Annotated in this window: 17 protein-coding genes; 7 read left to right on the top strand and 10 right to left on the bottom strand. The window is 61.3% G+C overall.

Annotated elements, in window-relative coordinates; all coding sequences use genetic code 11:
• Window positions 1–165: 165 nt before the first annotated feature.
• Window positions 166–1,488, bottom strand: a complete 1,323-nt coding sequence (locus ACKVY0_RS09400) for a Trx7/PDZ domain-containing (seleno)protein (protein WP_409214554.1) — start codon at window positions 1,486–1,488, stop codon at window positions 166–168.
• A gap of 122 nt (window positions 1,489–1,610) precedes the next feature.
• Here ACKVY0_RS09400 and ACKVY0_RS09395 point away from each other — a divergent pair, with 122 nt between their 5' ends.
• The 4 genes from ACKVY0_RS09395 (at window position 1,611) to ACKVY0_RS09380 (ending at window position 4,788) form a co-directional block, all read left to right on the top strand.
• Window positions 1,611–2,681, top strand: coding sequence for a zinc ribbon domain-containing protein (locus ACKVY0_RS09395; RefSeq protein WP_409214553.1), 1,071 nt, complete (start codon window positions 1,611–1,613; stop codon window positions 2,679–2,681).
• Window positions 2,682–2,837: 156 nt separating this feature from the next.
• Complete coding sequence (locus tag ACKVY0_RS09390; RefSeq protein WP_409214552.1) at window positions 2,838–3,962, top strand: sugar ABC transporter permease; 1,125 nt, start codon at window positions 2,838–2,840, stop codon at window positions 3,960–3,962.
• A gap of 87 nt (window positions 3,963–4,049) precedes the next feature.
• Window positions 4,050–4,304 (top strand): UPF0175 family protein, encoded by a 255-nt coding sequence (locus tag ACKVY0_RS09385; RefSeq protein WP_409214551.1) that lies wholly within the window; start codon window positions 4,050–4,052, stop codon window positions 4,302–4,304.
• Window positions 4,297–4,788, top strand: a complete 492-nt coding sequence (locus tag ACKVY0_RS09380) for a DUF3368 domain-containing protein (RefSeq protein WP_409214550.1) — start codon at window positions 4,297–4,299, stop codon at window positions 4,786–4,788. The genes ACKVY0_RS09385 and ACKVY0_RS09380 overlap by 8 nt, the downstream gene beginning before the upstream one ends.
• 629 nt (window positions 4,789–5,417) lie before the next feature.
• Here the strand turns inward: ACKVY0_RS09380 and ACKVY0_RS09375 are convergent.
• The gene (locus ACKVY0_RS09375) at window positions 5,418–5,804 is read right to left on the bottom strand and encodes a hypothetical protein (RefSeq protein WP_409214549.1); all 387 of its coding nucleotides are present in this window, start codon (window positions 5,802–5,804) and stop codon (window positions 5,418–5,420) included.
• A gap of 133 nt (window positions 5,805–5,937) precedes the next feature.
• Between ACKVY0_RS09375 and ACKVY0_RS09370 the strand changes: the two genes are divergently transcribed.
• Both ACKVY0_RS09370 and ACKVY0_RS09365 read left to right on the top strand, forming a co-directional pair.
• Window positions 5,938–6,810, top strand: a complete 873-nt coding sequence (locus ACKVY0_RS09370) for a uracil-DNA glycosylase (RefSeq protein WP_409214548.1) — start codon at window positions 5,938–5,940, stop codon at window positions 6,808–6,810.
• Between the two features lie 29 nt (window positions 6,811–6,839).
• Complete coding sequence (locus ACKVY0_RS09365; protein ID WP_409214547.1) at window positions 6,840–8,060, top strand: molybdopterin-dependent oxidoreductase; 1,221 nt, start codon at window positions 6,840–6,842, stop codon at window positions 8,058–8,060.
• A gap of 37 nt (window positions 8,061–8,097) precedes the next feature.
• Here the strand turns inward: ACKVY0_RS09365 and ACKVY0_RS09360 are convergent, their stop codons facing one another.
• The 7 genes from ACKVY0_RS09360 to ACKVY0_RS09330 form a co-directional block, all read right to left on the bottom strand.
• Window positions 8,098–9,465 (bottom strand): redoxin domain-containing protein, encoded by a 1,368-nt coding sequence (locus tag ACKVY0_RS09360; RefSeq protein ID WP_409214546.1) that lies wholly within the window; start codon window positions 9,463–9,465, stop codon window positions 8,098–8,100.
• A 183-nt stretch (window positions 9,466–9,648) separates the two neighbouring features.
• Window positions 9,649–11,418 (bottom strand): hypothetical protein, encoded by a 1,770-nt coding sequence (locus ACKVY0_RS09355; RefSeq protein ID WP_409214545.1) that lies wholly within the window; start codon window positions 11,416–11,418, stop codon window positions 9,649–9,651.
• Window positions 11,419–11,442: 24 nt separating this feature from the next.
• Window positions 11,443–13,563, bottom strand: a complete 2,121-nt coding sequence (locus tag ACKVY0_RS09350; RefSeq protein WP_409214544.1) for a hypothetical protein — start codon at window positions 13,561–13,563, stop codon at window positions 11,443–11,445.
• 18 nt (window positions 13,564–13,581) lie between these two features.
• Entirely contained in the window at window positions 13,582–17,847 is a 4,266-nt protein-coding gene (locus ACKVY0_RS09345; protein ID WP_409214543.1) for a hypothetical protein, read from the bottom strand.
• A 10-nt stretch (window positions 17,848–17,857) separates the two neighbouring features.
• Window positions 17,858–18,850: a leucine-rich repeat domain-containing protein gene (locus ACKVY0_RS09340; protein WP_409214542.1), complete on the bottom strand. Its 993-nt coding sequence runs from the start codon at window positions 18,848–18,850 to the stop codon at window positions 17,858–17,860.
• Between the two features lie 17 nt (window positions 18,851–18,867).
• The gene (locus ACKVY0_RS09335; RefSeq protein ID WP_409214541.1) at window positions 18,868–19,986 is read right to left on the bottom strand and encodes a hypothetical protein; all 1,119 of its coding nucleotides are present in this window, start codon (window positions 19,984–19,986) and stop codon (window positions 18,868–18,870) included.
• An 87-nt stretch (window positions 19,987–20,073) separates the two neighbouring features.
• The gene (locus ACKVY0_RS09330) at window positions 20,074–20,199 is read right to left on the bottom strand and encodes a hypothetical protein (protein ID WP_409214540.1); all 126 of its coding nucleotides are present in this window, start codon (window positions 20,197–20,199) and stop codon (window positions 20,074–20,076) included.
• Between the two features lie 95 nt (window positions 20,200–20,294).
• Here ACKVY0_RS09330 and glgX point away from each other — a divergent pair, with 95 nt between their 5' ends.
• Window positions 20,295–22,511, top strand: coding sequence for a glycogen debranching protein GlgX (gene glgX / locus ACKVY0_RS09325; RefSeq protein WP_409214539.1), 2,217 nt, complete (start codon window positions 20,295–20,297; stop codon window positions 22,509–22,511).
• Between the two features lie 132 nt (window positions 22,512–22,643).
• On the opposite strand, the gene ACKVY0_RS09320 is transcribed toward glgX, so the two are convergent.
• The coding region (locus tag ACKVY0_RS09320) for a group II intron maturase-specific domain-containing protein (protein WP_409214538.1) at window positions 22,644–23,245 on the bottom strand (602 nt) is incomplete at its 5' end.

Here is a 23,245-nt window from a genome sequence, read left to right as displayed (position 1 = left end):
GAGAATTGACTGGCAGCGAAACGGGTAAGCAGCCTTCCGGGTTGAGCAGCCCGTTGCCGGGCGGCTCTACCCGGAAGGCTGCACAGGGGCAAGACGGCTTCTCCAGAGTTTCATAAATCCATCACTCATTCACAGTGGGAAGAAGCATTCCCTTCGCTCGCTCCATCACTGCTGCGGCAGCTTCAGTTCCACCCGTTTTCCACCGCGCAGCACGACGGCGGGCAGTTGTTCGCCAGGGAGGTGCTCTTGCAGCAGGTGGCCGATGATGGCGCTTTCGGTGATGCGCTGTTTCAAATCGCCGACTTCGACCAAGATGTCGTCTTTCAGGAAGCCCGCCTGCTTGGCCTTCGCATGCTCGCCGTACTGGCCGACGTGGAAGATGCGCAGCGCCATCTGATCCTTGCTGAGGCCGAGGGTGCCGCGCTCGGTGTCCTCGATGTCATCCATCTTCATGCCGCCGAAGGCCATCGCACGCATCGGCCAGGTGCCCGCACGTTTGCCGATGTCGGATTTCAAGCGCCAGCCGGCGGGAAGCTCGAGGTTGAGGGCGATTTCTTTGCCGTCGCGCTGAATCATGGCGGGCAACGACCCCGAGTCCGGTGAACGATGCAAAATCCAGCTCACATCGGCGATGGAAACGAGCGGCTGGCTATTGATTGAAGCGAAAACGTCGCCGGTTTGGACGCCCGCTTTAGCCGCAGGTGAATCAGCGGCGACGGCATCCACTTTGGCGATGTCATCGGTGGCAAGTGTGATGCCGAGTGTTTCGATGGAAGGCTGCGGATAGACCCACTCGACGGGCACGGGTTTGTTCTGACTGCGGTAGTGCGCACGGAAGGCGTCGCCGACCATGTGGCAGTGAACGCAGCTCTGCATGACTTTGCCGTCCCAGTCGAGCTTGCTCTGATACTTCGCGGCGAGCGTGGGGAACTCGACCGGCGTCTGGTAAGGCGTGGGGCCGCCCTGTTTGCCGGTGAGGGCCGTTTTGTTGGCCGGATAGCCTTGATGAATGGCGACCGCGGCAGTGAGCGCTTTTTTGAAGCTGGCGGTGGTCTTGTTCAGCGGGTCTTTTTGATGCAGCCAGGAGCCGTAGCGGCCGTAGATCGTGCCATCGCCATTGAACATGATCGCCGAAAACGAGAGATCGTAATCAAACTGGAAGCGGGAGAGGTCGAGCGCGTTGGCGTTGATGATGCGGACGCAGACGAACTGGTCCAGCAGCGGCACCAGCTCCGGCTCCTGCAACACGCTGGCGTCGATGCCGGCGCAGGACATGCACGGCACGCAGCGCAGCACCACGAGCAGCGGCTTGCCGGTCGTCTTGGCCAGGCGAAAGCCGCCGTCGATGTCGTTCCAGTTCCAGCGCGTGTCGTTTTCGAGCTTCGCTTTCTCATCACGCACCGCACCCTCGCGGTCTTTGACGGTGGCGGCGGAAACGGCGGTCGCTAAAGCAAGCAGGCTGATCGAGAGTAGTTGTTGGAGTCTCATGCCGACATTTTGCGCAGACCCCAGGTCGAAGACAAGGCAAAATGCTGCGCGCTGTTTTTTGGAATGGACAGGCTTCGGTTTTTTCCGGTTAATCGTGCGCAACTGCCACCCCGCCTGTTCCTATGTCCGAAGTTACCGCCATCTCCAAGTTCGCCTGCCCCGCGTGCGGCGCTGAAGCCGTGTGGACGCCGTCGAAACACGCGCTCGTCTGCCCGTACTGCAGCACCGTTTCTCCCGCCGAGCTGAAGACCGACGGCACGCTGGTGGAGGAAAATGACCTCGTCACGGCACTGCGTGCCATTCCCGACGACCAGCGCGGCTGGGCGGCGGTGCGCAAGACGGTGAAGTGCCAGAGCTGCCATGCGATCTCGGTCTTCGATGAAAAGCGCGTGGCACAGAACTGCGACTTCTGCGGCTCACCCGCGATCATGGCGATGGACGATGTCGGCTCACCGATCCGTCCCGGCAGCCAGCTTCCCTTCAAGATCGCGCAGAGCCAGGTGCGTGAGGACATCCGCCGCTGGTATGGCAGCCACTTCTGGGCGCCGAATGCACTCGGCCAAAAAGCGCTCACCGACACGCTGCACGGCCTGTACCTGCCTTACTGGACCTTTGATGCGCATGCGGAGTGCCCGTGGGAGGCAGAGGCCGGCTACTATTATTACACGACTGACAGCAAGGGGAACCGCACCCGCCACACGCGCTGGGAACACGCCGCCGGCCATGTGAGCAGCGACTTCGATGACGTGCTCGTGCCTGCCTCGAAGGGCGTGCATACGAACCTGCTGGAAAAACTCCAGCCCTTCCCCACCACGCGGGAACTGCTGCCCTACGATCCCGGTTATCTCTCCGGCTGGGTCGTTGAGCAGTATCAAATCGATCTCATTGAGGCCGCACAAGATTCGCGCAACCGCATGGACAATCTGCTGCGCCAGCAATGCACCACGCAGATTCCGGGCGACACGAACCGCAACCTGAAAATCGCTCCCGAATACAGTGCGCAGACCTTCAAACACGTGCTGCTGCCCGTATGGCTGCTGACTTACACCTACGGCACGAAAAACTACCAGGTCGCCGTCAACGCCGCCACCGGCAAGATCGGTGGCGAGTATCCGCTGAGCTGGGTGAAGATCACCATCGCCAGTGTGATCGCGCTGATCATCCTGGTCATCATTCTCGCCTCCCAGAACTGAAATGGAGGAATGGAGAATGAAGGAATGGAAAACTGAAAATGGCTCCAGAATGGCCGCGCCGGGCTTTCTCAGGCCATTTGCCATTCTCAGTTCCTCCATTCTCAGTTCTTCCATTCTCAGTTCTTCCATCTCTTCCCGGTCAAATCCGCCTCACCCGTGAACTTCCGCTTCCGCGAACTCCCCATCGCCATCGCGCTACTCGCGATCTGCGCATTCTTTGCTGTTAAAGAGCCGGCGTTCCTCGGCGCGCGCAATTTGTCGATGCTCGTCACCGAACTCTCGATCACCGCCACGCTGGCGATGGGCATGCTGCTCATCCTGCTACCAGGGCACATCGATTTGTCCGCTGGCAGCGGTGTGGGATTGCTCGGCGGCATTGCGAGCGTGCTGGTGTTTCAGCATCACCTGCCAGCACCCGCCGCGCTCGGCCTGGGACTGCTCTGCGGTGTGCTGATCTGGATGGCCATGGGCGCGTTCATCGTCTGCGAGCGCATGCCGTCGTTCATCGTCACACTCGGCGCACTGTTGATCTTCAAAGGCCTGTTCTGGCTCGTCATCGACAACGCCACCGTTCCCGTTGCTCCCGGCGGCCAGAGCAATGTGTATTCGCTGCTCACCACCTATTATCTGCCGGTGCATCTTGGCTGGATGCTCGCCGCTGTGCTCGTGCTTGCCTTGATCTTCACCACCCTCAGCGCCCGCAAGCGCCGCATCGAGCACGGCTTCACCGTGGACAGCAAAGAGATGGCCTTCATGCGGCTGTTCATCACCGCGCAAGCCATCGCGTTGTTCGTGCTCGTCACCGGCCAGTTTCGCGGCATTCCGCTGCCCTCGCTCATTCTCGGCGGTGTGACGATGATTGTTTACACCGTCACGCAGCACACCAGCCTCGGCCGGCACTTGTATGCCATCGGCGGCAACACCGAGGCCGCGTTCGTCTCCGGTGTACCGATGAAACGCACGGTCATCGCCGCCTACAGCGGCATGGGAGCCATCGTAGCCATCACCGGCTTCATGCAGACCGCATATGCCGGATCATCGACGACCACGGTGGGTGATTTGATGGAACTCGACGCCGTCGCCGCCTGCGTCATCGGCGGCGTGAGTTTGCGCGGCGGACGCGGCACGGTGCTGGGCGTGCTGCTCGGTGCTTTGATCATCGCGTGCCTCCTGAACGGCATGACGCTCATGTCCGTGCCGCCGGAGCGCAAATTCATCGCCCGCGGCGTCGTGCTGATTCTCGCCGTGTGGATGGACATGCGGCTGAGCCGCCGGGCGTGAGGCGCACGGTGAGACTCATTTGTCGGGATCAAAGGCACACGGAATCTGGCGCTTGCCAATAAGGGGTTAAATCATAGCATGTGCCGCATGACTCTGACGCTTCAGATCCCGGACCTCCTGGCACGCTTGCTGGCGCAGGAGGAGCCGCGTGAGGAACGCAGCCTCATTATCGAGGCCGTGTGCGGGCTCTATGCGCGGAACCGAGTCTCCAGTGGTGATGCGGCAACCATGCTCGGCATCTCAAGGCCCGAGTTTTGGCATGAACTGGCACGTCGGCAGATTCCACGCCAATACACGCAGGAGATGCTGCAGGAGGATCTGGCCTTTGCTCGTGGTGACTGACAACTCGCCGCTCACAGCCTTGGCGCTTGGCGATTTACTGGACTTGCTCAAAGCCCGCTGGCCGCTTGTCATTGTACCGCAGGCTGTTTGGGACGAATCGCGGCTGGTGCGCAACACGGCCGCTTTGGCACGACTCGATGCCGCCCGCTCCGAGGGCTGGCTGCAAGTCCGCATGGCTGGCAGCGCCGCCGCCGTGGCAAAGCTGCGAGATAAACTCGACGCAGGTGAGTCTGAGGCCATCACCCTTGCTCTGGAATTGAAGGCCGATTGGCTGCTGATCGACGAACTCAAAGGACGCTCCGTCGCACGGCAGATGGGCCTGTCAGTCACCGGCACGCTCGGACTCTTGATCTGGGCCAAGGTTTCGGGCCTGGCACCCTCCTTGGGGGATTTAATCGAACGGGTGGAGCGACTGGGCGAACTTTACCTTGCAGACGATCTCAAAGAATCCGCGCTTGTTTCAGTCGGCGAATCAACCTCTTAACTGACAGACGAGACGTTGCCGCAGAGGGGCCAAGCGGCAGTGGGGGCAGAGCATGGAGACAAAAACCACTGCGACCTCCGCTCCTCCGCCTGCAACGCTGTAGCACTGCGGGCAGGTCCGCCACTCGTCGGTAAAGTCAGGGCGCACCGGCGTCTCGAAGCGAGGAGTGAGCGCCGTGGTGGCCGTGCTCGACATGCGCCGCGACCCGCGAAGCATCCGTGAAATCCTGCGCGGACGAAAATGTGGGTTCATCCGGGAAGTGGGTGCGGTGAAGTGTGCCAGCAGCAGCCTGAAGGGCTGCTGGATTCCAGCCCAGGGCGAAAGCCCTGGGATAACGTGGGGCCATCAAGATCAAGGTCATCGCGCTCTGCAAGAGCGCAGGAGAGCTGCCGCTGCCTTTCCTGCGCTCTTTTAGAGCGCGACCTTCGGTCCCATGAGGTCGATGGTTCCGCCGACCCAGGGCGGCACTCGCCAAGGCTCCTTGGCCCTGGGCTGGGTTCCTGCGCGCCGTTGGCGCGGCCGGTGAACCCATGGCCGTGCCGCCGGAGCGCAAATTCATCGCTCGCGGCGTCGTGCTGATTCTCGCCGTGTGGATGGAGATTCGGCTGAGCCACCGAGCGTGACGAAGCTCAATCCTCCCCGGCCTTGCCAGCTTTGTGCGTGGCGGCGATGGCTTCCTCGATGTTGTGCATGGCCTTGTCACTGAGACCGCCCTCCAGATCCTTGGCCGCCTGACCAGTCAGACGGTGCGCCGATTCCTTGAAGGAACCGTGCTTGTTGCCCCGGTCCTTCGACAATTGGATCTCGGCCTTTTTGAGCCACACGAGGGCGTCGGCAACCTCTTTGCCAGAGCCTTTGGCAAGTTCTTGGGCCTTGGCGAGCTGCTTGAGGGCAGTGTTGATGTTCTTCTGCTTCGGATACTCCGGCAGCTTCGGCGATTTAGACTTGTCGGCTCCTGCGGCACAGGTGACGACGATGAGGAGCACACTGAGCACGGCGGCGATGATGCGGTTCATGGCGTGAGTGGATGGTTGATGCGGATGTTAAGACTCCGCCGCCAATTGCAAAGGCTAAACTTCACCACCGCGCAGCAGTGTGCATATCCATCTCCGCATTCGACATTCATGCGTCATTCGCCATTCTCCCCACATGTCAGCCGCTTCGACTCTCCTCAAACAGCACCTGCAGCAGCGCCAGCTTCAAGGTGCGACGCACATTGCGCTGCGGCCCGGTGCGTTGGCGAAGGCGCAGGGACTCAGCCGCAAGCCCATACCACGCGAGCCGGAGCCACCGAAGCCGATTGCGGTGGAATCCGCGCCCGCAGCACGCCGCATTCTCGACCTTCCGCCGCCGGAGACGAAGAAAGCTGAACTAATCGAAGTCACAGGCGACACGATTGAAGCAAAACTCGCCGCGCTGCGGACGATGGCCGAGACGTGGGAGCCGGCACGTGCGCTGGAAAGCCTGCGGCAGACGATGGTCTTCGCCGTGGGAGATCCGCATGCGTCTTTGATGTTTATCGGCGAAGCACCCGGTGCGGAGGAGGAGACACTGCGTGAACCGTTTGTCGGTCCCGCCGGACAGAAGCTCACCGGCATCCTCAAGGCAATGGGACTCGACCGTCCGCAGGTGTACCTCAGCAACATCTGCAAATTCCGCCCCGAGTTAGACGACCAGAGCCGCAGCAACCGCAAACCGACCGCTGCGGAGATGCGTGCGTGCCTGCCGTTCGTGCTCACCGAGATCGATCTCATCAAGCCGCAGGTCATTGTCGCCCTCGGACCCACCGCAGCGGAAGGACTCGGCATTTCCGGCAGCGTGGGCGGTCTGCGTGGCCGATTTCACCGCACCAGCGGCATTCCCACGATGGTCACCTACCATCCCTCCCACCTCCTGCTTGAAGAAAAACTCAACGGTGGCATGGCGGCCAAGCGTGCGGTGTGGGAGGACATGCTTCAAGTGATGGAGCAGCTCGGCCTACCCATCAGCGAGAAGCAGCGCGGCTTTTTCAAAGCAAAGTGACCCAGGGTGCGGCCGTTTGATCTGTCGCCATGAAACCGAAATCGTTCAGCCGCCGCGACTTGTTCAAACTTGGAGCCGCAGGAGCCACCGCGTTCGCTGGCACCGAAACACACGCCGCCGGGAAGAAAGCCGGTCCCGTGTGCGAGGATGGCGGCTGCTGCATCACACCTTCGGGTGATTTTTACAACGTCGAACGCGGCAATCCGCTGCCCTACAAGCTGCCCATCGAGAAACAGCGCGAGATCGGCATGCTGCGCGAGACCTGGCAGCTCGAAATCGTCGCCGATGCCGCTAGCAATGCGAAAATCGAGCGCCCCATGCTGCGTGCCGATGGCACTGCGCTCACGTTCGATCAGCTGATGGAGATCGCGAAAACGCAAGCGGTCAGCTACTTGAAGGTCATCACCTGCAACAACCTCGCCGATCCGCTCGGCCACGGTTTGTGGGAGGGCGTGCCGCTGCGCGATGTGCTGTGGCACTGCGGCCCGGTCGAAAACCTGCGCCATGTCTGGTATCACGGGCATCACAACGAAGACCCGAAGCAGATCTTCAAGTGCTACCTGCCGATCAACCGCATCTTTGAAGATCCGCCCGGCGAGCTGCCCGTGATCCTCTGCTACAAGCTCAACGGCGAATTCCTCACCGGCGAACGCGGCGGCCCGGTGCGCATGATCGTGCCGGAGGCCTATGGCTTCAAATCGGTGAAGTGGCTTCAGCGCATCGGCTTCACCAACGCGCACCAGTCCGACGACACTTACGCCAACGGCAACAACGACATCAACTCCTGGCTCAAGACCTTCGCCCGCTTCGCCGACCTGCCCGGCAAGATCAGCGCCAGTGACGCCTACACCATCCACGGCAACGCCCAGATCGGCATCTCCGGCCTGAAACAAGTGCAGTTCTGGCTGCGCAACGTGAAGGAGCCGCTGCCCGCGAACGATCCGCACTTCACCAAAGCCGCGTGGCAGGATGCACAGATCGTGCCTTTCGATGGCATGGCGATTGCAGGCTTCAACACCGCACCACTGCATCCAGCGCAGTTCGATCCCAAGACGAAACAGCCGCGCGAATGGCCCCTGCGTCACACGCTCTGCCGCTGGACCGCCGCACCTCGTAAAATCGCCCCCGGCAGCTACGAACTGCGCTGCCGCACCATTGATGCCAACGGCATCGCGCAACCCATGCCGCGCCCGTTTCCAAAGTCAGGGAAGAACAACATCCAGAAGCTGCTGCTGGAGGTCGTGGCATGACGCTTTTTATGCGCCGCATCAGTCCCCCGCCGGCCCATCACTTCGCCGCCGCCGCGTTAGTTCTTTCGACAAGCTGCAGCACGGCCTTGCCGGCGATGGCCTCATGCAGCACCAGCGTGGTTCCGGTGGGCTGCTGAACGGGACGATTGCTGCTGCTGGTGGCTCGTGGGAAAGTCTGAATGCGGGCCACATGGCCGATGACATTGCCGGAGTCGTCCAAAATCGCGGCACCGCTGCTGCCCTGCGCCCAGTCGGTGCTCACGTTCATGCGCAGCATGGCAGGATCCTTGGAGCCGCCGCTGGCGTAGATGCGGTTGACGATGCCATCGCTGAAATAGCTGCGATTGCCGAGCGGATCGCTGTAGCACCAGGCTTTTTCACCCTGCACGGCATCGCCACGCAACGCGAGCGGCTTGAGGCCACCAGCAGCCACACGCACCAGCGCGGCATCCATGCGCGCATCCGAGGCCAGCACGGCGGTGGCGGCGTGCAGTTCATTGCGTTCATCCGCGAGGATCAGCCAGCCCTCCTTCAACGCCGTCGGCGGTTCGAGCACATGATTGGCGGTGGCGACGACATCCGGCGCCACGGCATAAGCACCGGCGAGATTGAGGTGCATCTTGTCGCACTTCGTGCAGCGGTAATACCATCCAGCACGCAGGTAGGCCTCACGCGCCATCGTGGCGATCTGGCGGCCAGACTGCGGCTCATCCAGCGGCTGCTGCAATACAATTTGTCCTGGCTTCGGCGCCTTCATCTGCGCCACCACCGCATCATGCCGCATGAATTTGCCGGACTTCACTGCTTCTGCGGCAATTTCGAGCAATGGATCAGGCGGAGCAGGTGGTGCTGCGGGAGCGGCAGGCGTGGCCGCTTTTGCGGCGACAGGTGGCGTGTTGCTCAGCGGAAGGCCGAGTGCTTTTTCAATCGTCGGTCGCAGTGATGCGCCGCGGAGTTCGGTGCCTTTCGCGAGTAGTTTGCCGGTGGTGCCATCGACAAGAAAGCAGGCGGGAATGGCGCGCACACCGTAGAGTTTGCCCAATTCGGCCTCCCAGCCTTTGCCATCGCAAATTTGCGGCCACACCATGCCTTTGTCCTTGGTAAACTGCGCCAGCTTGTCCTGCGTACGTTCGTTGTCGAGGCTGATGCCGAGCACCTCGAAGCCCTTCGGCTTCAGATCGGCAAAAACCGCCGTGAGATTGGGCACTTCGGCGATGCACGGCCCGCACCACGTCGCCCAGAAGTCGAGCATGACGATCTTGCCTTTGTAGTCTTCGGGAAAACGTAGTTTGGCACCGGCGGTGGTCGTCGCTTCAAAAGCTTGCGCCTGGTCCGCTGCGGAATTCGCGCTCTGGGCAAAGCAGGCCGTGGCCAGCAGCACCAGGGAGATGATAATTCGTTTCATATCCCTGATTGGATGAATTTCCTGCCCCAAGGTCAAGCCTGCAAAACAGCTAACGAGTTCGCCGTGGATGCGTTTGGCATCTTCGAGTTTTGGGAAGACCAGTTCGACTGCGTGAAGCGATGAAATGAGCAGCAGGAGGGTGATGAAAAAAATAAGAGCGTTTGTTTCACGGGAAATGGGGATTCAATTCGCGGGCGGTGTGGGAGAGAACATCAATGACCACAGCACTTCGGGAGCGACGTCCACCGCGAGGCCGATTTGGTTGCCGCCCCAGACTTGGTCATAGCGGAGCATCAGCTTGTTCCAGCCAGCGCGCAGCTCGACGGGCTGGGTGGCGTCGAACGTGTGATTCAGATCCTTCGCGCTGCGGCCTTTGGGATGCAGGCTGGGCAGAGCTTGATCGTTGAGCCAGATGCGCACGGCGTGATGACCGTGATGTTCATCGAGCGGCTTGAGTTTGACGGTCACGGCTTGAGGCGAATGCACCCAGGTGACCAAATACGCGCTGCCTTCATCTTCGTAACCTTTCCAGCCGAGCACGGTGTCGAACGAGACAATGTCGCCACTGATGCTGGCGGGCTTCCATTTGAGCGTGCGGGCGGCTTTGCGCGTCTGCGTTTGCTCGCCGGTGAAGATGGCGCTGAGGTCGATGCCTTGCTCGGGCGGAAAGGCGGTGGCGGCCAGGGTGCGGGTGATTTCGGGGCGGTCTTTGCCATGATGAAGCTGTGCTATGCTGGCGAAACCAAACGGGCCGATGGCATGCCAGGCGCGGACGATTAGGACGCTCACGGGCTCAAATTTCGACTGCGACCACGAGCCGGGATAGAGCCGCGCTTCGGTGGGTTCGTCATACGTTTCGCGTGTGGCGGAGCCATCGGCATTGGCCCACCAGACGCGGTTATGCCCGCCAAAGGTGGCGTCGAAATTGACCTGCGTGCGGAACTCGCCGGTGAAGGCGGGCAGCATCGGCACGCTGGCACGCGGGATGGCGGCGGCGATGACGAAGCCTTCGCCATCGGCATCCATCGAGTGGCCGAGTTTGGCGGTGGCGAGCAAGCCGACGTGCTCAAAGACCGCCGCACCGCCTGCGGGTGTTTGATAGGTCAGCGGGCTGGGCTTGCCTGCGCCGAACCATTTTGGCAGCATCGCCAGCGCGGCGGGCTTCACCCGATCTTGGTCTTTAAACAGGCCGAAAACGAACCGCGCATCGCCAGCGCGGCCATTCGCGTTCTTGGCAGGCTTCGCGGCAGCATCGCCCTGGATGTAGAAGCTCATCGTGTCGGCCTCGCGATCATGCGTGAAGATGCGTTCGGCAGGTTCGAGCGGCTTGGGGTCAAACTTCCGGCCCAGCCGCACATGCCAGCGCAGGTAGAGATGCGCAGGATCAAAGCCGCAGCGCACTTCGACGGTTTGTTTGGCATCAGCGGCGAAAGCGACAGGCTCGCACACTTCCCAGCCGATCATGGAGCCATTGAGCGCAGGCCCACCACCGGGCATCGGCGCAAACAAGGCCACGCGCGCCGTGGTGCCGCCGCCGCGCTGCTTGCGCACGGCCAGCGCGAACTCGGGCGCGGCGGCGATCTGCGACGCGGCGATGGTCACGGTTTTTTGCAGCGTCTCCAGGCGCTGGGTGGGGTTGCCCTTCGCCGTCCAGCCTTCCGTTTCAAAAATCATGGGCGTGGTCTTGCCGAGCGCGAGACAGACCTTGCCGTCGTCCTTGTTGGCAAAGGAATAGCCGGTGAAGAACTCGCCGGGCAGGTTGTAGGAGCCCATGGTCTTGCCGCCGGTCCTGCGTTCATCGGGGAACAGCGTGTCCACATACAGGCCGTCTTCGGTGTAAAGCACCATGCCCATGCGCGATTGATCGACCTGCGTGATGAGTCCGCCAATCGGTGCCATCACATGGATCGAGCCATAGACCTCGCCCTCGTCCGCCGTGCCGTGGAGGGCCACGCGTCCGACGCGCCACGCGATTTGTTAGCCGCCTTTGCCATCTGGCACATAGCGCGAGAGCTTCTGCTGCGCGCCGAAGTTTGCGCCGAGATCAGGGCCGCGTGCATTCACATAAAAACCGTCCTGCATCGTGCCTGCGACCATCGCCCACGCGGAGGAGAAGCGGTCGCCGATCTCGTTGCCGCCGAAGGTCGCCGTGGCGGTGCCTTGCTTGCGCGCATCGAGCACGGGGTCGGTCAGCAGCTTCTTCCAGCCGTCCGCCGCGTAGATCGGATTGCCATGCGCATCGAAGGACTCGGGCGCGAGCCGCCACACATCCGCGCTGCCTTCCTGGATCGCCACGAGCGACAAATCATCAAGCCACGAGTCGCCCCAGTAGCGCGGATTGGCCGGCGGTATGGTGAGATGCGGCTGGTATTCGCTATCCTGCACCTGGCCGTCGCCGTTCGCATCGTGCCACATGTAGCGCTTGCGCTCCTTGCCCTCGCCCTCGGTCAAAATTGCCGCCGATGGCAGCCAGCGGGCGCCAGATTCGCGATAGATAAAATTGCCACGCGACCACGCGAGGTAGCGCGTGTCACCACGGTAAATCATGCGCGGAAAGCCGAAGTGCCGGTGCTCGAAGCGGCCGGTGCAAACATCCGGCCACACCGCCTCCGCACGCCACTCGCCTGTCTGGTAGTTCACCCGGAAGCGCAGCAACCAGCCGCCATGCCCCTGCATGTAAAGCTGCTCAGGATGGCGCGGATCTACTGCATATCCCGCATTGGCAAAAGTCTGCGCACTGAGCCATTCACGCGTCAGCTTGCCATCATCCGCGTTCCATTCACTGACGCGATCAAATCCATGCCGCTCGACGACGACAAGGCGGTCTTTTCCATCCGCATCGCGCCAGCACGACAGCTTCTCCGGCGACATGAACGACTCGGGATCGTAGCTGCCGGCGCGCTGCGCCGCGAGCTTGCCAAAGGTGCGCAGCAGTTCCCCGCTGGCTGAATGCTGCGTCACTTTATTCGCCTTGGCATCGGCCAGGTAAATGCGCCCGTGGCTATCCACTTCCAGATCATCGGGCGTGATGCCCGCAGGCACTTTGAACACTCGTTTGAGCACGGGCTCAGGCACTCCGGCCTTCAATGCGGCGGCGCTGACCGCAAAGCCATCACCGTCTTTGTGCAACACCCACAGCCGATCACCCCAGCGTGCCACGACACCGAGCGGTTCGGTCACTGGCACCGCTGCAACGCGCTCCGCCGTTTCGCCATCGAGCACGATGATTTGATTCACCATGTCCGTCGAGCTCTCCGTGGGCGAATGCCAATGCTTCTCATCCCTGACGAGGCGTCCACGCTCCGCCAGATAAACAAACGATTTACCCGCCGTCGCATCACGCCACGCTGCCAGCGCGGTGACCTTGCCCTCCTGCTGATGCACGCCTTTGCGATAGCGACCATCCTCATTGCCAAACTTCTTCCCATCGGTGCGGAAGACGAATCCCTCGCTCTCGCTGCACCATGAGGTGATGCCATCGGTGGTCACCGCCTTGCCCCCTGCGGCACCGCCGGAGTTGTAGCCGAGCGTGGCTTGATCGTAGTTGATCGGCTTGTTGAAATCCGCCGCGTAAAAGTTCCGTGAGTTCTCCAGATACTGATAGCAAAACACGCCCATGCCATTGGCCCCGACATCGACATCGCCGATGGGGCTGTTCACAGGATCACCCACCACGATCGGCAGCTTTGCTTCACCCGGCAGCGCCCGCCAGGCGTCCGCGCTGGTGACATAACGCGGCGTGATCGAGTGATGCTCGCCATCCACCGCCCACTTCGCCGCAGGCATGTAGATGCCCTTCAAGCCATACGTTCCCGGCGGCACGGGCATGAAGTTGTCATCCAGGCCATTCCACACCTCGGAGAACTTGCCGCCATTCTCCGCCGTCACCGTGCGCACCACGCCCGCCGCGAACTGACTGATGATCCAGTCCGGCTTCTGCGCATCCACGATGGCCAGCGTGACGCGATACGTCTGCGGCAACGGCCCCGTCGTCGGGAGTTGATAGCCCACAGGCACGCCGATGGATTCTGACTCAGCGGCGATGAGCCCACTGAGAGTAAGTGCGTGACAAAGCAGAACGAGCTGAAGTCGATTCATCGTGATGTTGGTTGGGTATTACTCGGCAGTGATGCGCCACTTGCCCCAGAGTTTGGGTGTCAGCTCAGCTTCGCTGGGGACATCGGCGGTGATGGCGGTGGCTTTGTTGGACCAGTAGATGCGCTGTGTGGTCTGGAAGTTCGCGCCGCGCAGCACGCCGATGTCGGCGCGCACTTCATCGCCAGCCTTGGGCTGCCAATGCAGGATGGTTAGAGGAACGCTGATCTCGTAGTTGCCAGCGCTGTCAGTGGCGAAGGTGATGCTTGCGGTCACGTCTTCGACAACGTCAATGCTGATGCTGCGCCATGGACTGCTAAAGCTGACCGGCTGCGTGGTGCCGGGGACTTTGGCACGATAGAGCACGGCGCGAGGCTTGCCTTTGATGAGCGTGACGAGCAACCGCTGGTCGGTGTCGGTTTGCAGCATGAGATCGAGGCAGCCGCCGGTTTTGAAAAGCGCGTTCGGGGTTTCGCCGCTGTTCGCGAGCAGATCTTTTTCGGTGGTGCACCAGGCGGCGAAGAGGCGGTCACTCGCGATGCCGAGTGATGCGCTGACTTCGTAGGGCTTGGAGTCGCTGTTGAAGTTGGCCTTGATGCCACGGCGATCAATGGAGGCCCAATCGGTCGTCGCGGGCCAGTCGTCGAGCTTGCCATCGACGATTGGCGCTTGCTGGCGCATCGGCACGCTGAGGATGCCGGTGCCACGGGCTTTTTGCCGTGCGATCTCGGCGCGGGCGAACCAGTCGCGTGATTTGTCGAGATCGGCGGCAGTGACGGTGATGGTTTGATCCGGCAACCGCTGGATCGAATCGAGCCCATCGACGCGTACGAGGCTGGTGCGACCGCCGTCGATGAGGAAGACCTTGCCATCGGGTGTCTGCGTCATGCTGGGCCAGAAGTTCTCGTCGTGCAGCGAGACATCGGTCACGTCCATGTTCCGTGTGGCGACGGGCGCGGCCCAGTTTGGCCGCAGACGGATGTCGTGGAAGAAGGTGCTCACGAACAAGCCATCGGCGGTGAACAAATACATGTTTCCCATGTTGCCGTTGATGCAGAACATCGGCCCGGCCTTGCCTTGGATGAAGTCGCCAAGCAAGCGCGTGTGACCGACGACCATGCCGGGACGATCCGGCACCGCTGCTTCATGACTCGCGTGCAAGCCTGGCCACGCGCTCGGATAACTCCAGCGCGGCTCACCTTTGAACATGCCGCCGATGCCGTGGGGCGAGAAGGGCGCTGCCGCATTCGTCGTGAGCGTCCAATCTTGAGTTTGCAGCGCTTGATTGCCGCCGCTGGATGGCGGCTGACCGCCTGCGGGGCCAATCTTCTCGGGTTTTAGCTCATAGAGCGGCACGCCGCGTGAATCGAAGCTCGTCGGGGCAAACTTCGCCGTCATGTCATCGAAGCGAGCAATGAGAATCGCGAGATCGTTCGTCACGGTCACGCCACGCGAAGGCGCTTTGATCATCTTCACTTCATCAGGCTGCGGTTTGCCGTCGCCGCTGGTGTCGGACCAGGCAAAGGTCGCGTGCTTGTCGGGATTCGGGTTCTCGTCTTCGGGTTTCGTGCCTTGCGGCCAGACGGAGCGAAATTCCGGCGTGCGCAGCAACTCCCAGGCATGAGCGCTGCCGAGTCCGGCGACGAGATGTGCGACTTTGCCATCATCTCGCCAGATGAAGGCGGCATTGTCGCCGCCGGTGGGATTGTGCGTAAAGCAGCTTGTGAAGTAGCGCTCGCCTCTGCGTTGCGATGGATACAACGGCGTGTCTGGCGAGAAGTGACCGCCGTGTGCTTCGAGCAAGGGATCAGGCCGTGCGAAGACACGCTTCAACTGATCCGTGCCCGTTTTCCAATCGAGCGCGAACTCCATGCCTTTGTAGAAGAACTTGTTCGCATCACGCGGATCGAGCACGCCACCGCCTCCATACTCAGTGGGGCCGTAGAAGGTTCGGATGAGTCGGACTTTGTCGGACGCGGCGGACTGGTCAGACTTGTCTGACGCCTGCCACACGGACACGCGACGCGGGAAGTTGTCAGACTCCGCGACCCATACACGCCCCTGTGAATCCAAGGCGAGACCGTTCGGATTGTTGAGGTGCAGCGGGTCATAGTCGCCAATGGCAGGAGCGCCGGGCTTGCCGATGGCACGCAAAAATTTGCCGTTCGCCGAGAAGACCTTCAACTGATGAGATGCACCGCGATCCGTGATGTAAATCTCCCCGTTCGTAGAGGTGGCGACATGACGCGGATCATCCAAGCCGGTAATCAGCGTCTCCGCGCCGCGCAGCAACTTCGTGCCGCTGAGCACGAGCATCTTGCCGGAAGAATCGAAGGTGACGCCGCGCGGATTGTCGATGGGCACTCGCTTGATGATGCTGCCAGCTTTTGCATCGACAAAGATCAGCTCATTCTGCCGGATCATCGAGCAAACGATCACACCATCGTGAGCGGCGATGCCGCTGAGCACGAAAACTTTGTCGCCACCATCAAAGCCTTCGAGCACGGGCGGCTTTTCTCCATCGCTGGGCTTCTTGATGCGTGAATCGGTGCCGAGCTGGGTTTGGAAGATGGGTTTGTCCTCCAGCTTGCTCGTCTTCGCGGTGAGGCGCAGTTCGCCATCCCAGACGGAGCCGACGTAGCAAAAATGATCAGCGATGTGTTTCGCACCGGAATCGACGGCGAGCGTAGGTGCGCCAGTCCAGGTGCCGCCAACCCAATGCTGACCGCCGACCTTTGTGCCGTCCTCGCGCAGCCACTGCAAGCCATGGCCGCCCTCGGCGACATACGCGCCTATGAAGATGAGCGGTTGTCCATCCGCCGTGCGAGTGCCTGGAACGAAGGCCATGCTCGATGGTGGCGTGTGTGTGGTCATCCAGCAGCCGGTGTTGTCAGCGGTGGGCCAAGCAGGCTTGCCCGCGCTGTAGAAGCTGAACTCGTAGTGCAGCTTCACTGGCTTGTGCCACAGACCGCGAACCTTGTAGCTGCCAGGCGCAACGGGACGCGTGGGGATGTGATAGACGCCGTGCTTCGCGGCTTCGGGATCGCGCAGCAGATCATCGCTACCGTCCCACCACGCGATGTTTTCGCCTGCGGGAAAAGGCGTCTCGCTGACGAGATTGCGCACGCGTTTGTTTTGCAGGTCTTCGATGACCAGCGTGACGAGTCCGGCCTCCGGCAGCGTAAACTTCACCGGGATCGGCGGCGATTCCTCGCGGGTCTTTGGCAAGACGATGCTTGTAAGCGCCGCATCGCCGAGCGGCACCAGTGCAATCAACTCGCCCAGCCATACGCGACGGCCTTCTTTTACTTTGCTATCGAGGTGCGGATGCGTGGACTTCACGCCGCTCGTGATGCGCAGTCGCAGGGCACGAGTGGTGACCTCGTTTTCAAAAGGAACCCACTGTGGCGCGAGTGGCCGCGGATAATGGGCTTCCAGGCGCTCGCCTTTGCCAACACGTTGCCAGTTCGCTGCCGGTGCCTCGCGAATACTCACATCATCCGCTCCAGTGAAGGCGTCGATCTCGCAAGACTGGAATCCGGTCCACAGCAGGCAGACATCGCGCATCCTGACCGCCTTCGGCCAAGTCAGCGTCACGATTTCGGGATGCTCCGCTGTCACAGGAAGCGCCACGCCGTCCTCGCCATTGTCCCAGGCCTGCCACATGCGGTTGTTGGATTCATCCACGAGCTTCGCGGACACATCATCGCGTGATCGCGCCTGCACGAGCGCCTGTGGCGCGACGTTGCCCATGCGTTCATTCATCAGCCACACACCGCCGAGCACACCCGTCATCTCACGATCTCCCGGCGCTGGCTGGTGACTGAATCGCAGCGCCCGAGTCTCCGTGCCCGGCGGCAACACCCAGAGGCCGAAATTGCCCTCCAGCACCTCGGCATGTGTCGTCGCGCCATGCATGAGTCGGTCCGCAGGCAGCCATTGCGAATCATCGGCGAGATTGCCTGGATAACTCGCGCTCGCTTTCAGCACGCTCAACGAACCGCCGCCGCTGACCAGCACGCTGCCCACGGTTACTGGTTTATTGAAGCCGATGCGCAGATGCCGCACGCCGCTTTCGCGACCACTGCCAAACTTCGCTCCGCGCCAGTCGGGTATGTCCTTCTCGGTCCATACCACCGACTTAGGCGCATCCGGCATCGGTGTTTCATTGCCTGCGACCCATTGCGTGAAGGCGGCTTGATCGAGAAGCGCTGCCTCGATGGCAAATGTGGCTGGCTGAACGAGAAAGCTGAGCGCCGTGAGTAGAACGAATGTGCGAGTGAGCATGTGAGTAGGCTCACTTGAACGTGAGTGCGGTCTTGGGCAGCAGCGCTTTGATCTTCGCCTGCGTTTCGTCGCTGAACGGCTCTTTCACCGGCACGAGGCGCATGGACTTGAGGAAGGCAAAGTCAGCGAGCACGGTGAGGCGCTCATCAGGAAGCGGCACTTTGCTGAGTTCGAGATGTTCGAGCTGTGTGAGGCCCGCGACGGTCTTCAGCTCGGCATCGGTCAGCTTCGTGGCATTGGTCAAGGTGAGACGGCGCAGCGTGGCGATGCCTTTGATCATTGGGATGCACTCTATGGAGTCGAATCCTTCACCGAGTTGCAAGGACTCCAGCGGGAGCTTTGCGAGGTGAACCAAGGCCTGTGGTGTCGCATTCGAGGTGCCGACCTCCAGGCCCTTGAGCTTCGTGAGCTTCGCGAGGTTGGGCGCTCCAGCGTCGGTGAACTTCGCGTGGGCGAGACTGATGCTTTCGAGGTTGGGCAGGTGGTCGCAGAGTTCCTTCAGGCCTTCATCGTTGATGCTGCTACCACGGTGGCTGACTTTGATGACTTTGGTCCAGTCTGCGCATTGAGCGTAAGCTTTGCCAGTGATGGCGGTGCCGACGAAGGAGAAGGTTTCGAGATTTTTGAGGCCTGCAAAGGTCGCCATGCCGGCATCGGTGAGTTTGCCGTTATTGGTGAAGCGCAGTGTTTTGAGGTTCGTGAGCTTCCCGAGTGGCGCGATCCATTCGTCGTTGGCTTTGGTGGAGATGATGTTCAGCGACTCCAGCGTGGTGATGTGGCTGAGGTGCTCGAAGAAGGCCGCGTCATACGGATCGTCTTTGCGATGGTCGTGCGGGCCTGCGTTTGGCACCTGGAGATCGACGAGTTTGAGGCTCTGGCCGTCTTCGGTCTTCTCGACTTTGCCTCTGGCGGCTTCGACAATGCGGGTGACGGCTTCGACGTGAGGATCGAGTGCGAGAGCGGAGACGCTGAGGGATGCGAATAGGGCGAGGGTGAGTTTCATAGTGGTTGGAGGTGAGATTATTTAGCGAGCTGGCCATCGCGTTGGAAGGTTTGCCAGTCGGCGGCAAAGGCGGCGTTGAGGAGCCAGGAGGCCGTGGATTTGTCGCCGGTGAAGTCGACGGTGGGCGCGATGGGCAACGTTTGGTAGCCGCCTTTTGCAGCGTTCCAGTTTTGGCCGAGATGACCGGCTTCAATTTTGAGCGTGGTGAGTTTCACCGGGCCTTTGGCAGGATCAGCATCGGCAGGCACTCGGGCGGCGAAGCTGTGGCGCAGGAAGGAGAAGACGAGCGGCCAGGTTTTCTCGCCGGGACCGTGACCCGTCTTTGGCTCAACAGCGTAAAGCCAGAGCGCCGCGTGTTTTTGGCGCATGGCTTCGACAACGGCCAGGTTTTGCTCTTTGGACGGACGAGCTAAGAAGGGATCGTCCTCGCCAAAGATGACCATGCCGGGAGTCTTTGCGGCTTTGGGCTGATACACTTGGAAGGAGGTTCCTGGACGCATGGAAACCCAGGCCCAGACGCGTGAGCCTTCGACAGCCGGATAGATGGCGGAGAAGCCGGTGCCGTTTGAGTGGCCGTAGAGAAAGAGAGGTGCGTGATTGAGCTCGGGATGCTGCACTTTTTCAGCGAAGGCCGCGATGCGATGATCGAGGAGACTGCGAGGCCAGAAACCGCGCTGCATGGGATTGCCGACGAACTTGAAAATCGCGAGTCGAAGCTCACGCGCGATCTTTCGCAGTTCGGGATGCTTAAAGAGCGTCTCGCCGCTGCCGTGGCCGGAGATGATGACGATGCCACGGGCAGTGCCGATGCCCTCAGGCAACCAGAGGTCGAACTTCACGTCCTCCTTTTTGCCTTCGCCTTTCTGCTTCACGGCTTCGGCCCACTGCGCATCGCTGAGGTTCCAGTCCCAATGCTGCTCGATGACCTGATTCGCTGCGGGCGTGCCCCATTTGGCTTCATCGAGGATGAAGTTGCCCGCGCCTTGTCCTTTCACGTCCGCATTCGCCCGCACCCAGCCAATGCTATGGCACTCGGGAAGCTGAAGCGTCTCGGTGATTTCGATGTCGGCGGCCATCGTGCTGCCTGCGAGCAGCATGAGAAGCAACGACGCACGTTTGAGGTGAGCTTGTAGCATGAACATTGGGGGGCTGAACCAACGAATTTGCCGTCGGCTTCATGCAGGCGGTCGCATTTTATGCACCAACCACGCTGGGATCAGTCGTCACTTCAGCAGCGATCCCACGATCTCTTTCCACAACGTCACCTCCTGCGGTGGCGCTTTGGCCTGATCCTCGGCCTCGAAGGCCTGGATGGCTGTTTCAAAACGTGCGAGAGCGGCGGGGGGCAACCGCCTGCACCGGCAGGGTGTGGAGCAGCAGAAAAAGGCGGGCACGCGGGCGATATTTCATGGCGGCATGGCAAACGTTGTGCGTGATAGCTCTCATGCGACCTTTGCTGCCTAGCTGGAAACGAAAATTTGCCCGCACGCCCCCCCTCACCGCTAAGCCGGACGTGCTCCCCGCCGCCGCCCCTGTTTCCTTCGAGACCAGCGACCATCCGCTGGCACCGGGCGTCACCATGACGCCGAACGGCACCCAGTTTGTGGTGCATTCACGCTATGCGACAGCGGTGGACCTGTGCCTCTACGATGGCAGCAATGCCACACGCGAAACCGCCCGCGTGCGCATGCAGCGCGGCGAGTGTGACTTATGGCACGCCACAGTACGCACAGCCGGTCCAGGTACGCTCTACGGCTACCGGGCGCACGGACCATGGCTGCCGCAAAACGCGATGCGTTTCAATGTGAAGAAGCTGCTGCTCGACCCTTACGCACGCGCGATTCACGGTGTGCCGGACGCAGCGGAGAGCATGCGCACCGAGCCGGATCCGTTCCATGCACCCGGCAGCATCGACAATGGCGCGAAGGCGCTGAAAAGCGTCGTGATCGACGAATCCTTCGACTGGTCAGGTGACGCCGCCCCGCGTGTGCCATGGCGCGACACGGTGATCTGCGAGATGCACGTGAAGGGCTTCACCCAAACGCATCCTGCCGTTCCTGCCAAACTGCGTGGCACGTATGCGGGTCTCGCACATCCCGCCATCACCACCTATATGCGTGATCTCGGCATCACCAGCGTGCAGTTGCTGCCGATACACCAGCATCTCGATGACGGCTTCCTGCTGGGCCGCGGTGTCACGAACTACTGGGGCTACAACACGATCGGCTTCTTCGCACCGCACAGCACCTACGCCGCCGCGCACGATCCCCAAGAACAAGTGCGCGAATTCAAATCCATGGTGAAGGCGCTGCATGCCGCCGGCATCGAGGTCATCCTGGATGTGGTGTACAATCACACCGCCGAGGGCAACGAGCACGGCCCCTCGCTGATGTTTCGCGGCCTGGATGACCACAGCTACTACCGTCATCACTACAGCGAGCAAGGTGCGGGCTACATCAACGTCACCGGCTGTGGCAATTCGGTCGATTCCGCCAGCACCCCTGCCCTGCGGCTCATTCTCGACAGCCTACGCTACTGGGTCACGGAGATGCACGTGGATGGCTTCCGCTTTGACCTGGCCGTGACGGTGGCACGCAATGAGATCGACGGCTTTCATGCGAAATCGCAGTTCCTCAGCGCGGTGGCACAGGATCCGGTGCTCGCGCGGGTCAAACTCATCGCCGAGGCCTGGGACATCTCGCGCGAGGACAGCTACCAAGTCGGCCAGTTCCCCGAGCCCTGGCGTGAACTCAACGGCAAATATCGTGACACCGTGCGCAGTTGGTGGCGTGGTGATCGCGGCAGCACCGCCGAATTTTCCAAGCGCTTCTGCGGCAGCCAGGACATTTATGGCTGGAACCAGCGGCCGCCGCTGGCCAGCATCAATTTCCTCACCTCGCACGACGGCTTCACGCTGCTCGACCTCGTCAGCTACGAGCGCAAGCACAACGAGGCCAATCGCGAGGACAACCGCGACGGTGACGACAACAATCACAGCAGCAACTGCGGTGTGGAAGGCCCGAGTGCTGACCCCAAAGTGGTGGAACAGCGCGCAAAACTGCGCCGCGGCATGATCGCCACCATGATGTGCTCCCTTGGCGTCCCCTTCCTCACAGCCGGTGACGAACGCGGCCGCACCCAGCGTGGCAACAACAACGGTTACTGCCATGACAACGACCTCACCTGGCTCGACTGGAGCCGCTGTGACGAAGGCATGCTGGACTTTACCCGCCGCATGACCGCCTTCCGCCGCAGCCTCGCCGCCTTGCGTCGCAGCACCTACTTCGACGGCAAACTCAATCCCAACACCGGCCTGCGCGATGTCGCCTGGCTCGAAGGCGACGGCACCCTGCTCTGCCACGAGGAATGGCACAACGACTCCCGCTGGCATTTCGGCGCGCTGCTGGATGCGCATGACGGTTCCTCACGGCCGCTGTTGTTGTTGTTCAACAACGGCACCCAAGCACACCCATTTGTGCTGCCAGGCACGCAAGACACCCGCTGGCAGATCGCCTTCGACACCGCCCTGACCCCATCCTTCCCATCTGACAAAGCAGCACAGTTCACCGGTGCCCAAACCTACCCGCTTCAGGATCGCAGCATTGCCTGCCTATCCCTCATCGCAGGCCGCTGTGACGTGATTGAGCCGCAGGTCTGCTGAATTGGCTGCCCGCCAGGAGAGGGATCGAGCTGAGTAGAGTAGGCAGGAGAGCCGCAGCTCCCCTGCCCCTCATCAAACCGGACGGGCGGTTTTCCCGCATCCGGCTTTCCGAATTTTGTTCATCAGAGGCCATTATGTGCGCCTTGCCACTTTGAGCGGCAGTTGATAGAGCCGATAGCGCTTCACAAGTTCCTCCGGTTTGTGTTCTTTCCACAGGCTGCCTCGTCCTGCATGCTTGCGCCAGTGCCATCGGGCTAGGCGCGCACTTGCATACCGGTTCAGTTCGCCAAACACTTCACTGCTGTTGGCATAGTAATAGTACCCCTTCCAGCTCCTGATCTTGACGTTGAGTTCTGCCACCACTTCACTCGCCCCCCGCCATGTCGTGCTGCGGTTGATCACCTCGCGCACTTTCTCTCGAAGGCTCGCTTGGCTCTTCGCCGATGGCTCGACATGTGGGTAATTTCGCCGTGTGCGCCGACTGGTTCGCCAGTTGATCGTGAAGCCCAGGAAGTTCATCTTCGCGTGTTGCGCTCGGATGTTGACCAGCTTGGTCTTCTCTTCGTTAAGCTTCAGACCTCGGCTCTCCAGCCAGCGCTTGGCGCGTGCTTGGATTTGTTCTCCTTTGCCGGGTCGGCAGCAGATTACAAAGTCGTCGGCGTAGCGCACCATCACGGCTTGGTTTTGCGTCCGCTCAGGGACGGCATGGTCTAGGTCATTGAGATACAGGTTGG

The organism is Prosthecobacter sp. (assembly GCF_046154365.1).
Lineage (GTDB): Bacteria > Verrucomicrobiota > Verrucomicrobiia > Verrucomicrobiales > Verrucomicrobiaceae > Prosthecobacter.
This window is presented reverse-complemented; position numbering and strand designations above follow the sequence as displayed.

What these genes read in the sequence shown, in the direction of transcription:
- ACKVY0_RS09400 (WP_409214554.1), bottom strand. Translation starts at nt 1,488, where the DNA reads ATGAGACTCCAACAACTACTCTCGATCAGCCTGCTTGCTTTAGCGACC.
- ACKVY0_RS09395 (WP_409214553.1), top strand. Translation starts at nt 1,611, where the DNA reads ATGTCCGAAGTTACCGCCATCTCCAAGTTCGCCTGCCCCGCGTGCGGC.
- ACKVY0_RS09385 (WP_409214551.1), top strand. Translation starts at nt 4,050, where the DNA reads ATGACTCTGACGCTTCAGATCCCGGACCTCCTGGCACGCTTGCTGGCG.
- ACKVY0_RS09375 (WP_409214549.1), bottom strand. Translation starts at nt 5,804, where the DNA reads ATGAACCGCATCATCGCCGCCGTGCTCAGTGTGCTCCTCATCGTCGTC.
- ACKVY0_RS09370 (WP_409214548.1), top strand. Translation starts at nt 5,938, where the DNA reads ATGTCAGCCGCTTCGACTCTCCTCAAACAGCACCTGCAGCAGCGCCAG.
- ACKVY0_RS09365 (WP_409214547.1), top strand. Translation starts at nt 6,840, where the DNA reads ATGAAACCGAAATCGTTCAGCCGCCGCGACTTGTTCAAACTTGGAGCC.
- ACKVY0_RS09360 (WP_409214546.1), bottom strand. Translation starts at nt 9,465, where the DNA reads ATGAAACGAATTATCATCTCCCTGGTGCTGCTGGCCACGGCCTGCTTT.
- ACKVY0_RS09350 (WP_409214544.1), bottom strand. Translation starts at nt 13,563, where the DNA reads ATGAATCGACTTCAGCTCGTTCTGCTTTGTCACGCACTTACTCTCAGT.
- ACKVY0_RS09345 (WP_409214543.1), bottom strand. Translation starts at nt 17,847, where the DNA reads ATGCTCACTCGCACATTCGTTCTACTCACGGCGCTCAGCTTTCTCGTT.
- ACKVY0_RS09340 (WP_409214542.1), bottom strand. Translation starts at nt 18,850, where the DNA reads ATGAAACTCACCCTCGCCCTATTCGCATCCCTCAGCGTCTCCGCTCTC.
- ACKVY0_RS09335 (WP_409214541.1), bottom strand. Translation starts at nt 19,986, where the DNA reads ATGCTACAAGCTCACCTCAAACGTGCGTCGTTGCTTCTCATGCTGCTC.
- glgX (WP_409214539.1), top strand. Translation starts at nt 20,295, where the DNA reads ATGCGACCTTTGCTGCCTAGCTGGAAACGAAAATTTGCCCGCACGCCC.